Genomic DNA, 20,238 nt, shown 5'->3' with positions numbered 1-20,238 from the left:
TGGCTATGTATCGTAACACGATATAAATATTCAAGTCGGTTTCGCCCGAAATCCGTTTGAGCTTTCGCCGGAAAACGAACACATGTCTGATATGTCGCAGCCACAAAAACCACGCCCCGCCATCAGCCAGGCCGATTACCAGCGACTGTCGGAGTTTCGCTATCTGATCCGCCGCTTCCTCGAATTCAGCCAGGTCCAGGCGGAAGACGCCGGCCTGACCCCGCGCCAGCATCAGGCGCTGCTGGCGATCAAGGGATTCCCCGGCGGCGGCCCGGTGACGGTTGGCGACCTCGCCGAGCGCCTGCGCATCCGCCACCACAGCGCCGTCGAGCTGGTCAACCGCCTCGGCGAGGCGGGGCTGGTTACAAGGGATCAGGATAAGGACGACCACCGCCGCGTGCTGCTGCAGCTGACCGAGCGCGCCGACGATTGCCTGGCCGAACTGTCGGCGGTGCATCTCGACGAACTGTCGCGTATCGAACCGATGCTGCGGCGTCTGCTCGATCGGGGTGGCGGGTAACTGCCGTCGACTACTGCAGCGACTTCAGCAGATTGTCGATGGTGAACGGATTGGACTTCGGCTTGGCCGGCGGCGGATTGTCATTGGCCTGCGGCAGCGGTGCCCGCTCCACCTTCGGAGCCTGCTGCGCGGCCCTGCGTTCAGCCTCGAGCTTTGCCTTTTCCTGCGAGGCGATGCGCATCGCCTCTTCCGCCTTCTGTCGCTCCTGCTCGGCCTGCGCTTTGGCCGCCTCGTCGGCCGCTTGCCGTTCGGCAGCGGCCTTGGCGTCGGCGTCCGCCTTGGCTTTGGCATCGGCGTCCGCCTTGGCTTTCGCGTCCGCTTCCGCCTGAGCTTTGGCGTCGGCATCGGCTTTCGCCTGGGCATCCGCTTCGGCCTTGGCTTTGGCATCAGCCTCGGCTTTCAGCCGCGCCGCCTCCTCTTGCCTGCGCAATTCCTCGGCGGCCTTATCCCGTTCGGTCTGCAGCGCCGCGTAGTAGCGCACCTCGCGCCGCAGCCGCTGCTTTTCGAGCAGCGCGGCCTGCATCGCCTCGACGCGCTGCTGCTCTTTCTCCAGCGCGCGCTGGGTCAGGAACTGCGCCAGCGGCTCACTGTCGAATGCTCGTTTGACCGCGCCGAACGGCCCCTCGGCGGTGAAATTCACCACCGGCTCGGAGCCGACCAGTGCCTCGTCGCCAGGCCGATAGGTGATCGCACCCTTGGCCGACACCGTGGCCGCGTTGAGATCCGCCGTGACGTCGGCGGACAAGGTCGCCGCCGGATTTTCCAGGCTGACCGGTGGCGCCCGCAGCGTGCCGCCGGCAACCGTGAAGGCTATGTCGGCATCGCCAGCGGCGAAGCTGCCATCAGCGGCGATGTCAGGCGCAAAGCCGGCGGTCTTGGCCGCGTCGATGTCGCGCCCGATCGCATCCGCCTTTGCGAGGAACGCACTGAACGCATCTGGATTGACACCAGCAACTTTCACGCCCTTCAACGCCGCCGTGCCGGAGCCCGACAAGGCGGCCACCATCCCTTCGACCGATTTGCCGCTGCTTGACAGTGCCGTCGAGAAATCGCCGATGCCGCTGATGCCGGCATCCGGCAGCACGGTCGCCAGATCGGCGCCCGCCAGTTTCATCTGGCCAGAGAACAGGCCGGTGCCGTCATTGTTCTTCAGTTCGAACAGGCCGGTGAGCGCCCCGCCCAGCAATTTCGCCTTCAGATCCGAAACGCGGATGCCTTCCTGGTCGAGCTTGAGCGAAAAGGCGGCATCATAGGCGGTGGCGAACCGACCGGCGGCGAGCGCTGCCGTCGTCAGGTCCAGGTCGGCGGTGAACGGCAGGTTGGATTTCTGGCTGAACGGGGTCGCCGGCCACACGCCACCCTTGTTGGTTTCTTCCTTGTCGGCAAGAAAGGCGGAATCGCCGAACAGCGCCACCGCCATCGGATCGAGGTCGAGTTCGTCGAGCATCAGCGCGCCGGCCAGATGCGGCACGCCGGCCTTGCCGTCGACCCCCTCCTTTACATCGATATTGACGTCGCCGGACACCGCCGCCTCGTTGATGGCGCCGCTGAGTTCGTCCAGCACCAGCAGGCCGTTGCCATAGTCACCCTGCGCGGCGAGCGACGTCGACATGCCCGCTCCCATGCCGGGCAGGCCGATGCCAGTCGTCATCAGCCATGGCTCGATATCGGCGGCGTCGAGGCTGAGCTTGCCCTTGGCGGCGAGGCCTTGCGGCGTGTCGGCGATCGTGCCTTCGAAACCCGCCTTGAAGTCATTGCCTGCAAGGCTGAAATTCGTCGCCAGGCCGCCACCCAGCGTTCCCTTGGCCTGAATGTCGGTGCTTGCCTCGCCCAGCATGCCGAGCGGCAGCGCCGGCAGGCCGTAGAGCGCCAGCAGCGTGGTGGCATCAGGGTTTTTGGCGTTGAAGGTCAGCGCCACCGGCGCTTCGAGAAGCTTGTCCACCGCCCCCTTCCCCGACAGCGACGCCGAAAAGGCCGAGCCGCCCGCCTTGCCTTGCCCGCTCACCGCCAGGCCCGTGGTGCCGTCGCCATTGTCGGCCGCACTCGCCACCAGGTCGATGCGCGCATCCTGGAACAGCTCGGGATAGGCAGCGGCGCGGCTCGCCAGCCCTTTCAGCACGGCACTGTCGGGATAGTGCCGGGCGGCGACGTCGATCAGTGGCTTCAGATCGACGGCAATCACCGACGCATCGAGCTTGCCGGTCGGGCTCGCCGGGAAATCCTTGATCCGGCCGGTGGCGCTGATCGAGGCGCCGGCCAGTCCGCCCACCGACAGCCGGTCGATTTCGAGCAGCCCATCGCGCAGCCTGAGCGCCGTGTCGATCGTATCGGCGGTCAACCCTCCGGCATTGACCGGCCCGGCCTTGATCTGGAAATCGAGGTCGCGGTCGGCAAAGCGATTGGCCCCCTTGTCGCTGACGAAGATCGAGGCGAAGGCCGCCAGCCCGTCGACATCGAGATCATCGCCTTCGAGCCGCATCAGCACAGACGGCTTGGCATCGTCGGGCTGGCTGGAATCGATGCGGCCGGAAAACCTCGCCTTGCCCAGGATCAGTTCAAGATCGCTGAAGGCCTGGCGCTTCTGCGAGAGGTCGACCTTGGCCTTGAAGCCGGCGGCCGGCAGACGGCGGATCGCCTCGTCGACATCCTTCGACAGCCAGGCGGCAAAGCCGGAAGGTTGCGCCACGGCCACCAGCAGCGAACCGTTGAAGCCGAAGTGACCCTCCAAATTGAGCACCAGCATGCCATCGGCTTCCAGCGTGGTGCGACCGGGCAAGGTCGCGGCAAGCGATTTCACCGACCAGCCGCCATCGACCGGCTCGGCGGAAAGATGCACGTCGCGCACCGTGGTGTCGCCGACCACCACCGCCGGCAGCTTGACCTCGACAGTGCCGGGGATGGTCGGCTTCGGCATGTCGAGCAGCGCCTGCTCAAACGCCGCGATGCGCTGGTCCAGCGTCAGGCCGGCGCCAGCTTCGGCGCCTACCGCCTCGTCGAACTGCACCTGCGCGCCATTGGCCTCGATGGCGAAACTCGGTTTCAGCCCGAGATCGACAGAAGCCTTGCCATCGGCGGTGTAGGGGTTGTCGAGCGGCCCGGTCTCGAAGCGGAATTCGTCGACGCCGAGCTTCTGGTGGTCGAGCGAAAACTTGCCATTCAGCCGAAAGCCCGGATCGGGCTTGCCGGCTGAGACCTTCACCGTCTCGCCATCGGTGCCGCGCAACTCGGCGCTGTTCTTGTCCGCCCCGGAGATTTTGAATTGGCCGGAATAGACGGCAGCGCCATTGACGATACCGGCATTGCCGTCAGTTTCGATGACCAGCGGATAGGCGTCCGGATCGGCCTTCAGCCGCAGCCGCATCTGCCCGTTGCCTTCGGCCTTGCCGGTGGACGCGGTGACCGCGGTGCGCAGTCCGTCCAGCCGCAGCGTGCCGTCCATGCGCCATGGCCCGGCCAGGGACTTGGCCGAGATGGTCGAATTGATCTCGGAAAACAGGTGGCTGCGCCCGCCGGCGGCATGGCGCAGTTCGATCTGCCCTTCCGTCACCGTCAGCTTCTCGATCGAGATCTGGTTGAGGTCGAAGGGCGAGGACGGCCGCATCGCCCAGTCGACGGTGCCGTCATCGGCGATGTCGATGGTCGCCTTCGGCCGCACCAGCCGCATGTCGAAGATCAGCACCTCGCCGCGCAGGAAGGGCGCCAGTTCGGCATCCATCGAAAACGTCTCGACGGTCATGGCCGGCTGGCCATTGGGGCCGCCGGCGACGGCGACGTTCGAGAAGGTCACCGAGGGGAACGGCAACAGCCTTGCCGTGGCGTCGCCCTGCACGGTCACCTTGCGGCCGAGAATGGCGCTGGCCTCGCGCTCGAATTGGGCGCGGTAGCCGGTCCAGTCGACAAAATACGGCACCACCAGCGCCGCGCACAGCACCAGCACAAAAAGGCCACCGAAGATCACGAACAGGCGAGCGAGCATCAGCTCCGAATGGGTTGATTGAAATTCTGCCGCACTCTACCCGCATCCGCGTGTCGATAAAGAGGCAATTCATCCAGTGTTGCGCGATCCCGGATGATCTGAAACAAATCCTCGCAAAAGCGGAGAATTCGGATGTCGGGCAAGAACTGGGATCGCGTGCCGATCGATGCGCAAAGTGTCGACGCCCCGCTGTCGCTTTCGGCGGTCTTTCTTGTCGTCACCGTCGCCGGCGAGCAGAGCGCGCTCGCCAGGGTTGCCTCCGTGCTCGGCGGGCTCGACGATCTCGTCAAAACCGTCGGGTTCCGCGATCTTTCCGGGCGGCTTTCGTGCATTGCCGGCATCGGCCGCGATCTCTGGAATCGTCTTTCTCCAGATCGGCGGCCGCTGGAACTGAAACCGTTCGCGCCGATCAAGGGCGCCGTTCACTCGGCGCCTTCGACCGCTGGCGATCTCCTCTTCCACATCCGCTCCGAACGCCCCGACATGTGCTTCGAGTTCGAGCGCATCCTGCTCGACAATCTCGGTGATGCCGTGAACGTCGTCGACGAGGTTTCCGGCTTTCGGTACTTCGATGCGCGCGACCTGCTCGGCTTTGTCGACGGCACGGCCAACCCGACCGGCCTCGATTTGCCCGCGTCGGCACTCGTCGGCGATGAAGACGCCGACTTCGCCGGCGGCAGCTATGTCGTCGTCCAGAAGTACCTGCACGATCTCCAGGCATGGGGGCGGACGCCGACGCCTCTCCAGGAAGAAATCATCGGCCGCACCAAGATCGACAACATCGAAATCGACGATGACGACGCGCCGCGCAAATCGCACAAGTCGCTGGCCACCATCGAGGATGCCGATGGCAACGAGTACGACATTTTGCGCGACAACATGCCGTTCGGCAGGCCCGGACAGAACGAATTCGGCACCTACTTCATCGGCTATAGCAGGTATCTCTGGGTGATCGAGAAGATGCTGCAGCGCATGTATATCGGCGAGCCGCCGGGTGCTTACGACCGGCTGCTCGATTTCTCCACGCCGCACACCGGCACGACATTCTTCGCGCCAACCCGCCCCATGCTGCAAACCCTTGTTGAGGGCGCATAGAAGACGCCTGCGACCGCACGGCAGGCCGGCGCCCCCACGATTTCACCCGGCGATTGTCAGAACCCTCAGCGTGCGTCGCGCTTTGCTTGCGCCACCTTGGCCGCCTTGCGCTGCCGGCCAAGCTCCATCGGTCGAACGAGGTCTTGCGCCCTCTGGTTTGCCACCGACCGCATCCCCTTGCGCGCGGTGCGCGAATTGAAAGCAGGACCTTCCGGCGTCGCCCCTTGCTTCATGACAAATGCCTTGCGCGCGTTTTCGATCAGCGAAACGCTGGCCGCCAGTTGCCGGCGCCGCTCGGCCTCGCCATTCAGCCGCCGCATGGCCATGGCCAGCACCGCAAGCTTTGTCTGCGAACCGCCATCGGACTTTGAGGGTGCAGCGCCTTTCGACGCGCCCTTGCCGCGTATTTCACGCCGGCGGCGGTGTGCTTGGGTCTGCGCCTTGTCGCGCCGCTCCCGCAACAGCTTGACCAGACCGGCAAGATCGCCGTCGGAAAGCTCCTGCACCGCCGGATGGTGCGACTTCTCCACCAGTTCCTGTTCGTCAGCGCTCAGCGCACGCGCCGCTTCCTTGCGTGAAATCGCCATGGCATTCCTCCTCCGCTGGCACGCCTGAATGTTCCAGGCTCGCTGCCGAAGCTTCGAACCAAATGGTGGTGCGATCAAGGCACGGGAAATCCCTGAATGATCAACGTCGCCAAAGCCTATCGAGAAAACGAACCGGTTTGACGTCGCGCACAAGCGCCCGGTGTCCGGCAGTCTCCATCAACACGGTTAAAACCGCCCCCTCATGGAGGCTGGCCGAGAAACTCTCGGCAATGAATTCCAGCGTCGAATCGTGGAACGTCAGGATGAAATGCCTATAGCCTGAAAACAGGTCCGGCGTGTGAGACGAATGAACCCGATTTGCTCGTTCCAGGGAAGCGGTCCACAACGAGTTGAGAACTTCGAATGAGGAATAGGGCTGTAAACCCAGTCCATATAGCCGATGCCCGCTGATGGCTTCGTCATTCGGTGGGCCGAATTGAAGTGCCAGATATGGGTCTACTGTCAGGATCGCGACTGACTGATTGCCCGTTGTAGGCGAAATCGAGCGCGGATTCGTGCCATCAAATGATGGATCCGGAGTGTTGACGATATAGGCAATAAGCAACTTGCCTCCATCCGCAAACACGTGCGGAAGTGGCGCGCCAGCGGACGACGGTGGCACCTCGATCGGCAGCAACCTCTCGTCAGTCGACATCTAATGGCCTTCGCCGGGCAATATCTTGCCCGGGTTCATGATATCGAGCGGATCGAGCGCCTGCTTGATGGTGCGCATGATGTCGACGCCGTGGCCGAGTTCGTGGCGCAGGAAGCCGATCTTGCCCTGGCCGATGCCGTGCTCGCCGGTGCAGGTGCCATCCATGGCGATCGCCCGCATGTTGAGCCGCGCGACGAACTTTTCCGACAGCGCGATCTCCTTGGGGTCATCGACGTCCATCAGCACCAGCACGTGGAAATTGCCGTCGCCGGCGTGGCCGACGATCGGCGCGATCAGACCCATCTCGGCGATATCGGCTTCGGTTTCCATGACGCACTCGGCAAAGCGCGAGATCGGCACGCAGACATCGGTCGACAGGCCCTTGGCGCCAGGCCGCAGCGTCAGCGACGACCAGTAGGCGTCATGCCTGGCCTTCCACAGTTTGGTGCGCTCCTCGGCAACGCTGGTCCACAGGAACGGCCCGCCGCCATTCTCCTCGGCGATCATGCCAAAAGTCTCGGCCTGTTCGGCAACCCCGGCATCGCTGCCGTGAAACTCGACGAACAGGCACGGGCTTTCGGGATAGTCGAGCTTCGAATAGTTCTTCATCGCCCGCATCTGCAGCGCGTTGACCAGTTCGATACGCGCCACCGGGATGCCCATCTGGATCGTCGCGATAACCGCGTTGCAGGCCGCCTCGACGCTCGGAAACGGGCAGACGCCGCCCGAAATCGCCTGCGGGATGCCTTGCAGCTTCAAGGTCAGCGAAGTGATGATGCCGAGCGTGCCTTCCGAGCCGACCAGCAGCCGCGTCAGATCATAACCGGCCGAGCTCTTTTTCGCCCGCTTGCCGGTCGTCACGGTTTCGCCGTCAGCCATGACGGCGGTCAGCGACAGTACGTTCTCGCGCATCGTGCCGTAGCGCACCGCGTTGGTGCCGGAGGCCCGCGTCGCGGCCATGCCGCCCAGCGAGGCATTGGCGCCGGGGTCGATCGGAAAGAACAGTCCGGTGTCGCGCAGGTGCCGGTTCAAATCCTCGCGGGTGACACCGGGTTCCACCGTGCAGTCGAGATCTTGCGGATTGATCGCCAGGATACGATTCATGCGCGACGTGTCGACGGATATGCCGCCGCCCGGCGCGTTGGTATGGCCTTCCAGCGAAGAGCCGACGCCGAAGGCGATCACCGGCACACGATGCGCGGCACAGGCCCGCACGATCTCCTGCACCTCGGCCGTCGTCTCGGGAAAGGCGACGCCGTCAGGCGCCTGCGTCGGAATATAGGTGGTGGTGTGCGCATGCTGCGAGCGGATCGCCTGGCCGGTCTGGAATCGCTCGCCGAGCTGCTGCTTGAGGATGCCGAGCACCGCCGCGATGCCTTCCTCGTTGCGTTCGACCGGGTTGAGGTCGCTCAGAGCCATGAATTCCTCCGCGAATGGACCAGCGTCCACGCTTGTTATGCGTCTATGGATGCGTAGTCTTACCCGCCACGCTCTGTCCAGCGCCAGAACAAGGAAGTTTCGATGCCCATCCCCACTCCCTTCGTCTCAAAACCCATGGACATCGAGAAGGACTGGATCGACTATAACGGCCATCTCAACATGGCCTATTACAACGTGCTGTTCGACCGCTGCTCGGACGATGCCTTCGAGGCAATGGGCATGGGACCGAACTATGCCAGGGATCGTCGCCTGACCATCTACACGGCCGAAGTCCATGTCTGCTACGTGCAGGAACTGCACCTCGAGCACCAGGTCACGGTCTCCTTCCAGCTCATCGACCACGACGACAAGCGGCTGCGGGCCTATCAGGAAATCCGCCATGTCGACGGCTGGCTGGCCGCGACTTCCGAATCGCTGTCGCTGCATGTCGACATGTCCGGGCCGAAGGTCTCACCCTTCCCCGCCGATGTGCTGGCCAGGGTCGAAGCCATGCGCGCCGCCCATTCGGCACTGCCGATGCCGGAACGGGCCGGCCGTTCGATCGGCATCAAACGCAAATAGGGCGAAGCCGACACCTTTTCGTTCCCGGCTTCAAAGCCACACCCGCAATCTAAAATCGCAGAACCCTGCCGTCGGCCGGCAGCAGTGCTTGAAGCGGCGCGGCGCCCTCGTTAACCTTACCAAGGTTTTAACGGGAACAAGCCATTTGAGCCGTTGCGCGACTCAGCGGGTCGGTCGAAAACGATCCGCATCGAGGTAGCGACACGGGCGGCGCGGCGCCGGTTCGAGGAAAGTGCATGAAAACCGACATCAAGGTCGAGGTGGACAGGCTGGCTGCCGATCCGCGCATCACCGACTACGATTTCTGGCGCTCGCTCAAGAACGTCAACAACGAGATCTTCCACATCGCCAACAACAACGAGCCGATCCCGTTCGACATGATCCGCTGGCGCGCCATTCTGAAGCAGGCGCGCATGAAGCGCGGCCACGCATAGGTCTTCGAACGGAACAATCCCCCTAGGTCAAGCCTGGCGCCTCAACGCTCCCAGCGCCGAGCGCGCCACCACCGGCGACGACTGGATGATCGCCGTATTGGTCATCGCATAAGGAATGATGCGGTCGATCACCCGCTCGAGTTCGGCTACCGAGCCGACATGCGCCAGCGCGATGAAACAGTCCTCGCCGGTCACCCGGTCGCATTGCACGATCTCCGGCAGTTCGCGGATGATCTCGGCCACGACGGCCAGTTGCCCCGGCACCGGCCGGATGCGCAGCCATGCCGACAGCGGCAGGCCGAGTGTCGCCGGGTTGATCCTGACCGAATAGGCCTCGATGACGCCGCTTTCCTGCAGCCGCTTGATGCGCTCTGCCACGCTCGGCGCCGACAGGTCGACCGAGCGTGCCAGTTCCGCCGTGCTGGTGCGCGCGTCCTTTTCCAGCAGACGCAGGATCTTCATGTCAGCGGCATCGAGATCGGCTTTTTCAGTTCGAAGGCGTTTCATGAAAAATTCCTTGCTTCAGGGAGAAAGACCGCCGAAAAGCTGATCATCATCCATATAAACAGATATATCCGCCTGCGATACTGATCCGAATGGATGATCAAACGCAAGCTCTCGCGGCGAGCCCTGCCCTCGGCAACCCCACCCTGGGCAGGCTGACGGAAAAATTGCCGCCGCATGTCTGGTTCGGCGTCAGCGCCGTCTTCCACTATCTCGGGCCGGCCTTCGCCGTGCTGCTTTTCCCGCATGTCGGCGTGCTCGGCATGGCATGGCTGCGCATCGCCACGGCAGCACTCATCTTCGCGCCGCTGACCCGCCCATGGCGAAGCTTCGCCCGCGCCGATCGCTCGACGCGGGTGCTGTTGCTGGCCTTCGGGGCCTGCCTGGCGGTGATGAACTGTTCGTTCTACCTTGCGCTCGACCGCCTGCCGATCTCGCTGGTGGCGGCGATCGAATTCGTCGGCACCATCGGCGTCGCGGCGATCGGCCTCAGAAGCCCGCGCAATCTTGCCGCCCTTGCCGTCGCCGTCGCCGGCACCTTGCTGCTCATCGACGTCAGATGGTCCGACGATCCCATCGGGCTGTTCTGGGCCTTCCTCAACGGCGCGCTGTTTGTCGGCTACATCGTGCTCGGCCACCGCGTCGCCGCGTCAGGCGCCGGCAGCGGCATCGCCGGCCTGGGTGCCGCCATGGCGATCGCTTTCGTGGTCGTGCTGCCGATCGGCTTCACCGATGCGCTGCCAGCCTTTTTCTCACTGCCGCTGCTGCTCGCCGCCATCGGCGTCGGCATCTGCTCCTCTGTCATTCCTTACATCTGCGACCAGCTCGCCATGTCGCGGCTGCCACGCGCCAGCTTCGCGCTGATGCTGTCGCTGCTGCCCGTCACCGCGACGCTGATCGGCGTCGTCGTGCTGCGCCAGATGCCAAGTTTTACCGATTGCCTCGGCATTGCGCTGGTGGTCGCCGGCGTCGCCTTCCACAAGCCGGCGAACACGGATTAGACGAACGCCCCTATGCCAGTTTCTGCTTGAGGAAGGCGATCGTTCTGCCCCAGGCGAGGTCCGCCGCCTTCTTGTCGTAGCGCGCTGCCGACGTGTCATTGTTGAAGGCGTGGTTGGCGCCTTCATAGACATAGACCGTGTATTCGACATGCGCCGCGTCGAGTTCCTTCTTGAAGGCGTCGATGCCGGCATTGATGCGCTCGTCCAGTCCGCCATAGTGCAGCAGCAAGGCCGCCTTGATCCTGGATACATCGGCGGCCTTCGGCTGCATGCCGTAATAGGCAACGCCGGCACTGAGATCGGGCGCGTTGATGGCCAGCATGTTGACCGTGCCGCCACCCCAGCAGAAGCCGATGGCGCCGACCTTGCCGTTGCCGTCCTTGTCGCTCTTGAGGAAAGCGACGGTCGCGACACCGTTGGCGATGGTCTGCGCCGGATCGAGCTTGGCGAACATGTCGCGCGCCTTGTCTTCATCGGTTGGCGTTCCGCCGAGCGGCGACAGGAAATCCGGCGCCAGCGCCACGAACCCCTCCAGCGCCACGCGTCGCGTCACATCGCGGATATGCGGGTTGAGCCCCCTGTTCTCATGCACGACGATCACCGTCCCAAGCTTGCCCGCCTTGTCCGCGGGCTTGACCAGGTAGCCCTTCATCTCGCCGCTGCTGCCGGGATAGCTGATGTCCTCGCCATTCACCCGCGGATCGTTGTCGGCGACAACAGCCGCTTGCGCCGAATTTGCCGCCAGAAGCGGCGCGATCGCGGCCGCCGCCGCACCTGATCCGGCAAGCCGGGTCAACTGCTCCATGAACCGGCGGCGATCGAGCGTCAGATGCGTATATTCGTCATAGGCGTCGATCATCGCCTGGGTGATGGCGGGCTTGGCGTCGGGTTTCGTCATGGATGGGGTCCTCTGCTTCGGGCTTTAGTTCCCAGCTACATAGGGACCAAGCCGGCATGGTCCAGTCGAGCACTCATGGCGGCCGCCGATTGCCTCAGGCGCAGGGCGCCGGCCGCGCCCGAGCAGTAAAGCCAGCGCCATGCGCGGCCATGTCATCACTTTTTGGTCATTGGCGATAAATCCTGCTGGCGCTGCCACAATCGTGAGGGAAGGTGGCTATCGACCAGTATCCTGGCCGTGTGCCCACACGTCAGACCCAGAAGGAAGCGATGACCATGACCATGCCTTCCCCGATCCTCGCCAGCGCGCTCGTCCTTTCGGCGACCGCCGCTTTGGCCCTGTGCTCGATGGTTCTGAACGCAGGCAGACGATCGTTGATCAGGGTCCGCACTGAGCGGAACCGCAACACGAAAACCCAGGGCTGAGTGACGCCATGAACGTCCAGGACATCGTCAACACCGTTTCGCAGAAGGCGGGCCTCGACCAGGCGACGACGGAGAAAGTCGTCGGCACCATCTTCTCGGTGCTCGAACACGAGGCGGAAGGCACAAGCGCCTCGGCGTTCTTCGCCAGGATCCCCGGCGCCGACGACCTCGCCCATCAATATGACGTCATGGCTGCCGCTCCGGCCGGCGGTGGCGGTTTTCTGTCGTCGTTGCAGGGCGCGCTTGGCGGCGTTCTCGGCGAGAAGGCCGGCGCGCTGATCAACGGCGTCGCCGCGCTCAAGGCATCCGGGCTCGACATGGCGCAGGTCCAGAAGGCCGGCGCGACGCTGATCCAGCAGGCCGAAGCCGCCGCCGGCCCCGACCTGACCAACAAGGTGCTCGGCTCGGTGCCCAGCCTGAAAGGCCATCTGGGGATTGGCTGATCGACAATCGGGCCGATCGGAAGATTTGCCGCCCCTCATCGCCCAGTCGGGCACTTTTCCCCGTCAATATACGGGGAAAAGATACCGGCACAGATGATGGGCGGCGCGACCTCTGAGAGATCGCGCCCCCTGCGCCCCTACTTCGGCAGCGCGTAGGCGATCACATAGTCCCCGGGCTTGGTGCCGACCGAACCGTGGCCGCCGGCGACGATGACCACGAACTGGCGGCCGTCGGCCACCGTATAGGTCATCGGCGTCGATTGCCCGCCGGCCGGCAGCCGCGCCTGCCACAGCTGCTTGCCCGATGTCAGGTCGTAGGCGCGCAGATAGTCGTCGACCGCCGCCCCCAGGAAGGCGACGCCGCCAGCGGTGATCATCGGCCCGCCAATGCCCGGCACCCCGACCTTCAGCGGCAGCGGCAGCGGCGTCATATCGTAGACAGTGCCGTTGCGATGCATGTAGGCGATCTTGCCGGTCCTGAGATCGGCGCCGGCGACATAGCCCCAGGGCGGCGCCTGGCAAGGAATGCCGAGCGGCGACAGGAACGGTCCCATCACCACCGCATAGGGCGCGCCCTCGTTGCGGTTCAGCCCCTGCTCGCTGCCGCGCCCTTCGTCCGGTGGCGGCACCTGATCGCGCGGAATGAGCTCCGACTTGAACGCCAGATAGGTCGGCATGCCGAACAGCACCTGCCGGACCGGGTCGACGGCGACGCCACCCCAGTTGAAGGTGCCGAAGTTGCCGGGGTAGATCAGCGAGCCCTGGACGGAAGGCGGCGTATAGCGACCCTCATAGCGCAGGCCCTGGAATTCGATCCGGCAGGCCAACTGGTCGAACATGGTTAGGCCCCACATGTCGGCGCCGGTGAGCGGCTTCGGCATGAAGGTGAGATCGGAGACCGGCTGCGTTGGCGATGTGTGGTCACCTTCTATCGCGCCGCCGGGCGCCGGCACTTCGTTGACCGCAATGACCGGCTCGCCGGTGCGGCGGTCGAGCACATAGAGGTCGCCCTGCTTGGTCGGCCCGACCAGCGCCGGCACCACCGTGCCGTCGGGTTTGGTGATGTCGATCAGGCTCGGCTGCGCCGGCACGTCCATGTCCCAGAGATCGTGGTGCACGGTCTGCCGCACCCAGCGCACCTGCCCGGTGTTGAGGTCGAGCGCGGTGATCGACGACGAGAACTTCTCGACATTGGCGCTGCGCCCGGCGCCGAGCTGGTCCGGCGTCTGGTTGCCGAGCGGCACGTAGAGCAGGCCGAGCTTCTCGTCGGCGCTCGGCGTCGACCACATGTTGGGCGAGTTGGCGGTATAGGTCTGGCCGGCCGGCAGCGGCGTCGTCTGGTCCGGATTGCCGGAATCCCAGTTCCACACCAGCGCGCCGGTGGCAGCGTCGTAGGCGCGGATGACGCCGGACGGCTCCTGCGTCGAATAATTGTCGTTGACCGCGCCGCCGACGATGATCTTGCCGCCTGAGATCAGCGGGGCCGAGGTCGAGTAATAATAGCCCGACTTCGGATAGGGCATGTTGGTCAGAAGGTTCAGCGTGCCGCCCTCGGCGAAAGCCGGGCAGATCTGCCCGTTGGCGGCATCGAGCGCGATCAGCCGCGCATCCGAGGTCGGCAGATAGACACGGGTCGCACAGGGCTGCCCGGCGGCGCCGGCGGCATCGGCGTAATAGGCCACGCCGCGGCAGGTCTGGTGCTGGCGGTCCTTGTCGAGCTTGACCTTGGGATCGAAGCGCCATTTCTCCTTGCCGCTCGCGGCATCGATGGCGATGGCGAAATTATGCGGCGTGCAGATGTAGAGCGTGTCGCCGATTTTAAGCGGCGTCACCTGGTAGGTGGTCTCGCCGACATCGTCGGGACCCTTCACATCGCCGGTCTGGTAGGTCCAGGCAGGCTGCAGCTTGGCGACATTGTCCGGTGTGATCTGGTCGAGCGGCGAATAGCGCTGGCCGAACTGCGTGCGGCCGTAATAGTGCCATTCGCCGGCCGGCACATCATTGCCGAGATTGGCGTTGGCGACCACCTTGTCGGTGCCGAGTTCGCCGGCAATATCCTTCGGATCCGAAGTCATCGAATAACCGGCGACGGCTAATGATGCCAGCACGGCAAGGATCAGCGGCGCGCGCCCGTCAGGGCCGACGAGACCCCGCCTCGCCCACGGCGTCAGCAGCCAAAAAGCGAGAAGCACGATGATGCCGCCGCGAGGCCCGAGTTCCCACCAGTCGAAGCCGGTTTCCCAGACCGCCCAGGCCAACGTGCCGAGCACGATCACCGCGTAGAGCCACAAAGCAGTCGACCTGCGCCGGTAAAGCAGCCAGGCGGCGATCAGGAAGGCAAGGCCGGCAACGACATAGTACCAGCTGCCGCCCAGCATCGCCAGGCGGATGCCGCCGCCGCCGAGTGCCAGGCCGATGAGGAAAAGAATGAGGGAGGTGATGGTGACAGCCAAGATGATACTCCTTCGACTGTTGCACTTCGCGGCGCTGCCATGGCAACCCGGCATTGCGTCGCTGCCCGAAGCACAACTTTCTCCCGACGGTCCCGCCTGTCAAGCATGGGCCTCAAGCGCAGGCGGTAATGGTCCATCGCAATTGGGATAACATCGACCGCACTGGGAGCGTGGGCAGCAATCGGGCACTTTAGCGGAACAAAACGTAGACAGTTCTGGTCTTTCCCCACCGAATCACTACATTCGGGGCAATGTCCGGCTTTTCCGAAGACATGCCCTTTTTCGACGAACCCAACGCGCGGCCCCCGGCCCCGTCGGGCATCGCCGCGCGCGCCATGGCTGCCCGCAGCGGACACAACAACGCACCCGACTACCTGAAGGGCCTCAACCCGGAGCAGCGGCTAGCGGTGGAAACCACCGAAGGCCCGGTTCTGGTGCTGGCCGGAGCCGGCACCGGCAAGACCCGCGTGCTCACCACCCGCATCGCTCACATCCTCGCCACCGGCAAGGCGTTCCCGTCGCAGATCCTCGCGGTGACCTTCACCAACAAAGCCGCGCGCGAGATGAAGATCCGCATTGGCGTGCTGATCGGCGAAGGCAATGTCGAGGGCATGCCATGGCTCGGCACCTTCCACTCGATTGGCGTGAAGCTGCTTCGCAGACATGCCGAACTCGCCGGTTTGCGCTCCGACTTCACCATCCTCGACACCGACGACGTCGTGCGGCTGATCAAGCAGCTGATCCAGGCCGAAGGTCTGGACGACAAGCGCTGGCCGGCCAAGCAGTTCGCCCAGATGATCGACGGCTGGAAGAACAAGGGGCAAGGCCCGTCCGACATCGCCGAGGGCGACGCCCGCGCCTTCGCCAACGGCAAGGGCCGCGAACTCTACAAGGCCTATCAGGAGCGGCTGAAGACGCTGAACGCCTGCGATTTCGGCGACCTGCTGTGCCACCCGATCCGCATCTTCCGCGCCAATCCGGACGTGCTCAAGGAATACCACAAGCGCTTCAAATACATCCTCGTCGACGAGTACCAGGACACCAACACCGCCCAGTATATGTGGCTGCGCCTCCTGGCGCAAAGGCCGCAAGGCAAGCCGATCTCCCCCCTTGAGGGGGAGATGTCCGGCAGGACAGAGGGGGGCGCCTCGCGCCGACAGGCTGGAGGGACAGCGCCCCCCTCTGTCGCCTCCGGCGACATCTCCCCCTCTAGGGGGGAGATCGGGCGCTCTTCGACTGACACCCGCGCCACCGTAAACATCTGCTGCGTCGGCGACGACGATCAGTCGATCTATGGCTGGCGCGGTGCCGAGATCGACAACATCCTGCGCTTCGACAAGGATTTTCCCGGCGCCACCATCATCCGGCTGGAGCGCAACTACCGCTCGACTGCGCACATCCTTGGTGCTGCCTCCCACCTCATCGCCCACAATGAGGGCCGCTTCGGCAAGACGCTGTTCACCGACCGCAACGATCCCGAAGACGGCAAGGTGCATGTCCACGCCGCCTGGGATTCCGAGGAAGAAGCGCGCGCCGTCGGCGAGACCATCGAGACCTACCAGCGGCAAAAGCACAATCTCAACGACATGGCGATCCTGGTCCGCGCGTCCTTCCAGATGCGCGAATTCGAGGATCGTTTCGTCACGCTCGGTCTCAACTACCGCGTCATCGGCGGCCCGCGTTTCTACGAACGCATGGAAATCCGCGATGCGTTGGCCTTCTTCCGCGTCGTCGCCCAAGGCGCCGACGACCTCGCTTTCGAGCGCATCGTCAATGTGCCCAAGCGCGGCCTGGGCGAAGCCACCATCCGCCAGATCCACGACACCGCGCGTGCGCTGCGCATCCCGATGCTGGAGGCCGCCGCCAAGCTGGCCGAAAGCGACGAGTTGAAGCCGAAGCCGCGCGCGGCCTTGCGCGAAGTGGCCGCCAATTTCGAGCGCTGGCAAAAGGCGCTGGAAACCACGCCGCACACCGAGCTCGCCGAGACCATCTTGGAAGAGAGCGGCTACACCGACATGTGGAAAAACGACCGCTCGGTCGAAGCCCCCGGCCGGCTGGAGAATTTGAAAGAGCTGATCCGTTCGATGGAGGAGTACGAATCGCTGCGCTCCTTCCTTGAGCATGTCGCACTCGTCATGGACGCCGAGCAGAATGCCGGGCTCGACGCCGTCTCGATCATGACGCTGCATTCGGCCAAGGGCCTCGAATTCGAGACCGTCTTCCTGCCCGGCTGGGAGGAAGGCCTGTTCCCGCACCAGCGTGCGCTGGATGAAGGCGGCCGCTCCGGGCTGGAGGAAGAGCGCCGCCTCGCCTATGTCGGCCTGACCCGCGCCAAGAAGAACCTGCATCTGTGGTTCGTCTCCAACCGCCGCATCCATGGCCTGTGGCAGTCGACCATCCCGTCGCGTTTCCTCGAAGAATTGCCGGAAGCTCATGTCGAGGTCGCCGAAACCGGTAACTCCTATGGCGGCTACGGCAATTCCTATGGCGGCGGTTCTTTTGCCTCCGGTCGCGGCGGCCAGGGCGCGGGACGGCAAAACCCCTATGGCGCCTCGCGCTTCGACAATGTCGGCGCCGAGAGCGAAAAATCCGGCGCCTTCTCAAACACCTATGCAACGCCGGGCTGGCAGCGCGCGCAGGCCAACCGCACCGAGGCGACCGACCGCAATTGGGGCTCGCGCTCCGGCCACCAGGTCGAGCGCATCGGTTATGGCGAGACGGACAGCGGCTACGGCGCCGGCCGCACCTCGGTCAAGGGCCGCACCATCGACGGCGAACTGGTCGCCAAATCCGTCGCCGACAAGCCATCGCCCTTCAACGTCGGCGACCGCGTCTTCCACCAGAAATTCGGCAACGGCAACATATCAGCCATCGAGGGCAACAAGCTGACCATCGACTTCGACAAGGCCGGCCAAAAACGCGTGCTGGACGGGTTCGTCGCGGCGGTGTGAAGATGGCGTTTTCCCGCGGACAGCTCCCACCTTCGTCATCCACGGGCGGAGCAGGAGCGAAGCGACGTCGCGGAGACCCGAGGATCCATGCCGTGACCTTGGCCGTGGAGTGCAGCGGAGCAGAATTCTGCACCGTAGTGACGCGTTGAAGTCGCGGCATGGATCCTCGGGTCTGCGCTGCGTCGCTACGCTCCTTGCTTCGCCCGTGGATGACGAAAACGATGAGCGCCGGCGCCAATCGTCAAGGCATGCGATCCGCCAACGAAACCCTCACCGATACCTTGCCTGGTTCCACTTATGCCCCAGCAGCGACAGGATGATGATCAGGCCGTTGAAGAACTGCACGTAGAAGCCGCTCAGGCCTGCCGCGACGACGCCGGTCTGGATGAAGGACACGGTGACGGCGCCGATCGCTCCACCGACCACGGTGCCGATGCCGCCCCAGGTCGGCGTGCCGCCGACGAATACCGAGGCCAGCACCGGGAGGAGATAGCCGTCGCCGGCCGTCGGCCACCAGGTGAAGTTGATCATCACCGAGAAGGTGCCGGCGAGCGCCGCTCCGATGCCGACGAAGACGAACACTTTCACCCGCACGCGCTTGACGTCGATGCCCATCTGCTGGGCGCTGTCGGGGTTGTCGCCCACCACCCTCACCTGCGCGCCGAAGCGATGGCGGTTGTAGAGCATCGCCGACAGCACGACGAAGCCGATGGCCCAGAATATCTGCACCGGAATGCCGAGGAGCTGGCTTGAGAAGATCGTGTAGGCCCAGCTGTCGCTGAGGCTGGTCAGCGCCATCGACTTGCCTTCGTTGATGATCTGGATCAGGCCGCGCAGCAGGAAATTCATGCCGAGCGTGGCGATCAGCGACGACAGCCCGCCATAGACGACCAGCGAGCCTACCAGGAAGCCGAGCAGCATGCCGGTGACGAGTGCCGCGGCGATGCCGAGGAACGGATCGTAGCCGGCCTGCACGACCAGCGCGAAGACCCATGAGGCAAAACCCATCGTCGCCGGAAACGACAGGTCGATCTCACCGCAGGTGACGACGAAGACCAGCGGCACCACCACGAACAGCGCAACGGGGAGCGTGGTCAGCACCGAGCGGTAGAGATACCAGGTGGTGAAGACGGTCGGGTTGGCGATCATGAACACCGTCATCATGACGATGAACACGGCGAGCGTGCCGAGCGCGGCACGGTTGTCGAGGATGAAGCCGCGCATCCAGTGATCGGAAGGGTGTTTCCACTCTTTCTGGGCACTGGGGCGGGCAATGCCGGCGGACGGCTCGTGCAGATCTGGCTCCATGGTCTTGCTCATCGTGCTCTCTGCTCCGCGTCGCCGGCATCGTGCAGTCCGGCCAATCCGCCGGGATGCGCGACCTCTTCCATGAAGTTGATGAGATCTTCGGCCGACTTGACCTCGCTGCGGTCGGTCGTCAGTGCGACCTTGCCGCGATCCAGCACGACGAAGCGATCGGCGATGTCGAAGACATGATGGATGTTGTGGCCGATGAACAGGATCGAGCGGCCGCTCGCCCGCACCTGGCGCACGAAATGGAACACCTTGGCGGTTTCGGTCAGCGACAGCGCCGTCGTCGGCTCGTCGAGGACGATCAGCTCGGCCTGCTTGTAGATGGCGCGGGCGATCGCCACGCCCTGGCGTTCGCCGCCCGAAAGCTGGCCGACGATCGACTGCGGCGTGAACACTTTCGAGGTGAAGCCGATCTCGCGCATCAGCCGGCTCGCTTCCTCGATCTCCTTGTTGACCCTGAGAAAGCCCATGAAGCCGGTCAGTTCGCGGCCCATGAAGATGTTGCGAACGATGGTCTGCTGCACGGCCAGCGCCCGGTCCTGGAACACCGTCTCGATGCCGGCCTCGCGCGAACGCGCCGCACTCCACCCGGTCACCGGCTTGCCGCGCACGAGGATTTCGCCGCTGGTCGGCTTGACCACGCCGGAGAGGATCTTGATCAGCGTCGACTTGCCGGCGCCATTGTCGCCGAGCAGGCCGACGACCTCGCCGCGGTCGACGCTGAGATTGACCCCGCCCAGCGCATAGACCTGGCCATAGGACTTGCTGATGTCGCGCAGTTCGATGAGGCGTTCTGCCATCGGATCCTCGCTTGATTGTCTGTTGCCGGCTTTGTCGCCAGCGGTCCCGGGGGGGGGGGGGGGGGGGGGGGCGCCCCGCCCCCCCCCCCCCCCCCCGCCCGGGGGGGGGCGCGGGCGCACGCGCCGAGAAGGAAACAAACCCGGAGGGGGGGGGAGGCGAGAGTAGAAGTAGAAAAGGGGG

At 64.5% G+C, this 20,238-nt stretch carries 17 protein-coding genes; 8 read left to right on the top strand and 9 right to left on the bottom strand.

All coding sequences use genetic code 11. The annotated features are described in order from the left end of the window. Positions 1-82: 82 nt before the first annotated feature. Entirely contained in the window at positions 83-520 is a 438-nt protein-coding gene (locus NKJ67_RS31845) for a MarR family winged helix-turn-helix transcriptional regulator (RefSeq protein ID WP_352585280.1), read from the top strand. 10 nt (positions 521-530) lie between these two features. On the opposite strand, the gene NKJ67_RS31840 is transcribed toward NKJ67_RS31845, so the two are convergent. Beyond that, positions 531-4,496, bottom strand: a complete 3,966-nt coding sequence (locus NKJ67_RS31840) for an AsmA family protein (protein ID WP_352585278.1) — start codon at positions 4,494-4,496, stop codon at positions 531-533. A gap of 132 nt (positions 4,497-4,628) precedes the next feature. Between NKJ67_RS31840 and NKJ67_RS31835 the strand changes: the two genes are divergently transcribed. Beyond that, a complete protein-coding gene (locus NKJ67_RS31835) occupies positions 4,629-5,591 on the top strand; it encodes a Dyp-type peroxidase (RefSeq protein ID WP_352585276.1) in 963 nt (320 codons plus the stop codon). Between the two features lie 65 nt (positions 5,592-5,656). Here NKJ67_RS31835 and NKJ67_RS31830 read toward each other — a convergent pair whose 3' ends face one another. The 3 genes from NKJ67_RS31830 to NKJ67_RS31820 all read right to left on the bottom strand — a co-directional run bounded on the left by NKJ67_RS31830 (position 5,657) and on the right by NKJ67_RS31820 (position 8,252). Further along, positions 5,657-6,178 carry a hypothetical protein gene (locus NKJ67_RS31830; RefSeq protein WP_027034895.1) on the bottom strand — a complete coding sequence of 174 codons (522 nt, stop codon included), beginning with the start codon at positions 6,176-6,178 and terminating at the stop codon, positions 5,657-5,659. Between the two features lie 100 nt (positions 6,179-6,278). After that, positions 6,279-6,833: a hypothetical protein gene (locus NKJ67_RS31825; RefSeq protein ID WP_032900277.1), complete on the bottom strand. Its 555-nt coding sequence runs from the start codon at positions 6,831-6,833 to the stop codon at positions 6,279-6,281. Then, positions 6,834-8,252, bottom strand: coding sequence for an FAD-binding oxidoreductase (locus tag NKJ67_RS31820; protein ID WP_256747008.1), 1,419 nt, complete (start codon positions 8,250-8,252; stop codon positions 6,834-6,836). Between the two features lie 102 nt (positions 8,253-8,354). On the opposite strand from NKJ67_RS31820, the gene NKJ67_RS31815 reads away from it, so the two are divergent. Together NKJ67_RS31815 and NKJ67_RS31810 are read left to right on the top strand one after the other, a co-directional pair. Then, positions 8,355-8,834: a thioesterase family protein gene (locus tag NKJ67_RS31815; protein WP_292656300.1), complete on the top strand. Its 480-nt coding sequence runs from the start codon at positions 8,355-8,357 to the stop codon at positions 8,832-8,834. 236 nt (positions 8,835-9,070) lie between these two features. Beyond that, complete coding sequence (locus NKJ67_RS31810) at positions 9,071-9,268, top strand: hypothetical protein (protein WP_013531006.1); 198 nt, start codon at positions 9,071-9,073, stop codon at positions 9,266-9,268. A gap of 27 nt (positions 9,269-9,295) precedes the next feature. Here NKJ67_RS31810 and NKJ67_RS31805 read toward each other — a convergent pair whose 3' ends face one another. Beyond that, positions 9,296-9,775, bottom strand: coding sequence for an Lrp/AsnC family transcriptional regulator (locus tag NKJ67_RS31805; RefSeq protein WP_292656297.1), 480 nt, complete (start codon positions 9,773-9,775; stop codon positions 9,296-9,298). An 89-nt stretch (positions 9,776-9,864) separates the two neighbouring features. Between NKJ67_RS31805 and NKJ67_RS31800 the strand changes: the two genes are divergently transcribed. Further along, positions 9,865-10,773: an EamA family transporter gene (locus tag NKJ67_RS31800; protein WP_352585272.1), complete on the top strand. Its 909-nt coding sequence runs from the start codon at positions 9,865-9,867 to the stop codon at positions 10,771-10,773. Between the two features lie 10 nt (positions 10,774-10,783). Here the strand turns inward: NKJ67_RS31800 and NKJ67_RS31795 are convergent, their stop codons facing one another. Next, a complete protein-coding gene (locus NKJ67_RS31795; RefSeq protein WP_352585270.1) occupies positions 10,784-11,671 on the bottom strand; it encodes a dienelactone hydrolase family protein in 888 nt (295 codons plus the stop codon). Between the two features lie 269 nt (positions 11,672-11,940). Between NKJ67_RS31795 and NKJ67_RS31790 the strand changes: the two genes are divergently transcribed. Further along, positions 11,941-12,096, top strand: coding sequence for a hypothetical protein (locus tag NKJ67_RS31790; protein ID WP_292337795.1), 156 nt, complete (start codon positions 11,941-11,943; stop codon positions 12,094-12,096). A gap of 8 nt (positions 12,097-12,104) precedes the next feature. Beyond that, the gene (locus tag NKJ67_RS31785) at positions 12,105-12,539 is read left to right on the top strand and encodes a hypothetical protein (RefSeq protein WP_352585268.1); all 435 of its coding nucleotides are present in this window, start codon (positions 12,105-12,107) and stop codon (positions 12,537-12,539) included. A gap of 137 nt (positions 12,540-12,676) precedes the next feature. Here the strand turns inward: NKJ67_RS31785 and NKJ67_RS31780 are convergent, their stop codons facing one another. Further along, entirely contained in the window at positions 12,677-14,992 is a 2,316-nt protein-coding gene (locus NKJ67_RS31780) for a glucose/quinate/shikimate family membrane-bound PQQ-dependent dehydrogenase (RefSeq protein ID WP_352585266.1), read from the bottom strand. Between the two features lie 251 nt (positions 14,993-15,243). On the opposite strand from NKJ67_RS31780, the gene NKJ67_RS31775 reads away from it, so the two are divergent. Continuing rightward, entirely contained in the window at positions 15,244-17,943 is a 2,700-nt protein-coding gene (locus NKJ67_RS31775; RefSeq protein ID WP_352585265.1) for an ATP-dependent helicase, read from the top strand. A 270-nt stretch (positions 17,944-18,213) separates the two neighbouring features. Here the strand turns inward: NKJ67_RS31775 and NKJ67_RS31770 are convergent, their stop codons facing one another. Together NKJ67_RS31770 and NKJ67_RS31765 are read right to left on the bottom strand one after the other, a co-directional pair. Further along, positions 18,214-19,263: an ABC transporter permease gene (locus NKJ67_RS31770; protein WP_256747002.1), complete on the bottom strand. Its 1,050-nt coding sequence runs from the start codon at positions 19,261-19,263 to the stop codon at positions 18,214-18,216. Next, positions 19,260-20,057 carry an ATP-binding cassette domain-containing protein gene (locus NKJ67_RS31765; protein ID WP_013530993.1) on the bottom strand — a complete coding sequence of 266 codons (798 nt, stop codon included), beginning with the start codon at positions 20,055-20,057 and terminating at the stop codon, positions 19,260-19,262. The genes NKJ67_RS31770 and NKJ67_RS31765 overlap by 4 nt, the downstream gene beginning before the upstream one ends. Positions 20,058-20,238 lie beyond the last annotated feature (181 nt).

This window comes from Mesorhizobium sp. M0088, assembly GCF_040322895.1.
Taxonomy (GTDB): Bacteria; Pseudomonadota; Alphaproteobacteria; order Rhizobiales; family Rhizobiaceae; genus Mesorhizobium.
Note: the sequence above shows the minus strand (reverse complement) of the source record. Positions and strands in the feature narration are given on the sequence as shown.

Excerpts from the sequence above, each read along its gene's own strand:
- NKJ67_RS31815 (WP_292656300.1), top strand. The coding sequence starts at position 8,355 with ATGCCCATCCCCACTCCCTTCGTCTCAAAACCCATGGACATCGAGAAG.
- NKJ67_RS31835 (WP_352585276.1), top strand. The coding sequence starts at position 4,629 with ATGTCGGGCAAGAACTGGGATCGCGTGCCGATCGATGCGCAAAGTGTC.
- NKJ67_RS31775 (WP_352585265.1), top strand. The coding sequence starts at position 15,244 with ATGTCCGGCTTTTCCGAAGACATGCCCTTTTTCGACGAACCCAACGCG.
- NKJ67_RS31785 (WP_352585268.1), top strand. The coding sequence starts at position 12,105 with ATGAACGTCCAGGACATCGTCAACACCGTTTCGCAGAAGGCGGGCCTC.
- NKJ67_RS31830 (WP_027034895.1), bottom strand. The coding sequence starts at position 6,178 with ATGGCGATTTCACGCAAGGAAGCGGCGCGTGCGCTGAGCGCTGACGAA.
- NKJ67_RS31765 (WP_013530993.1), bottom strand. The coding sequence starts at position 20,057 with ATGGCAGAACGCCTCATCGAACTGCGCGACATCAGCAAGTCCTATGGC.
- NKJ67_RS31810 (WP_013531006.1), top strand. The coding sequence starts at position 9,071 with ATGAAAACCGACATCAAGGTCGAGGTGGACAGGCTGGCTGCCGATCCG.
- NKJ67_RS31825 (WP_032900277.1), bottom strand. The coding sequence starts at position 6,833 with ATGTCGACTGACGAGAGGTTGCTGCCGATCGAGGTGCCACCGTCGTCC.
- NKJ67_RS31800 (WP_352585272.1), top strand. The coding sequence starts at position 9,865 with ATGGATGATCAAACGCAAGCTCTCGCGGCGAGCCCTGCCCTCGGCAAC.
- NKJ67_RS31840 (WP_352585278.1), bottom strand. The coding sequence starts at position 4,496 with ATGCTCGCTCGCCTGTTCGTGATCTTCGGTGGCCTTTTTGTGCTGGTG.
- NKJ67_RS31805 (WP_292656297.1), bottom strand. The coding sequence starts at position 9,775 with ATGAAACGCCTTCGAACTGAAAAAGCCGATCTCGATGCCGCTGACATG.
- NKJ67_RS31845 (WP_352585280.1), top strand. The coding sequence starts at position 83 with ATGTCTGATATGTCGCAGCCACAAAAACCACGCCCCGCCATCAGCCAG.
- NKJ67_RS31770 (WP_256747002.1), bottom strand. The coding sequence starts at position 19,263 with ATGAGCAAGACCATGGAGCCAGATCTGCACGAGCCGTCCGCCGGCATT.
- NKJ67_RS31820 (WP_256747008.1), bottom strand. The coding sequence starts at position 8,252 with ATGGCTCTGAGCGACCTCAACCCGGTCGAACGCAACGAGGAAGGCATC.
- NKJ67_RS31795 (WP_352585270.1), bottom strand. The coding sequence starts at position 11,671 with ATGACGAAACCCGACGCCAAGCCCGCCATCACCCAGGCGATGATCGAC.
- NKJ67_RS31790 (WP_292337795.1), top strand. The coding sequence starts at position 11,941 with ATGACCATGACCATGCCTTCCCCGATCCTCGCCAGCGCGCTCGTCCTT.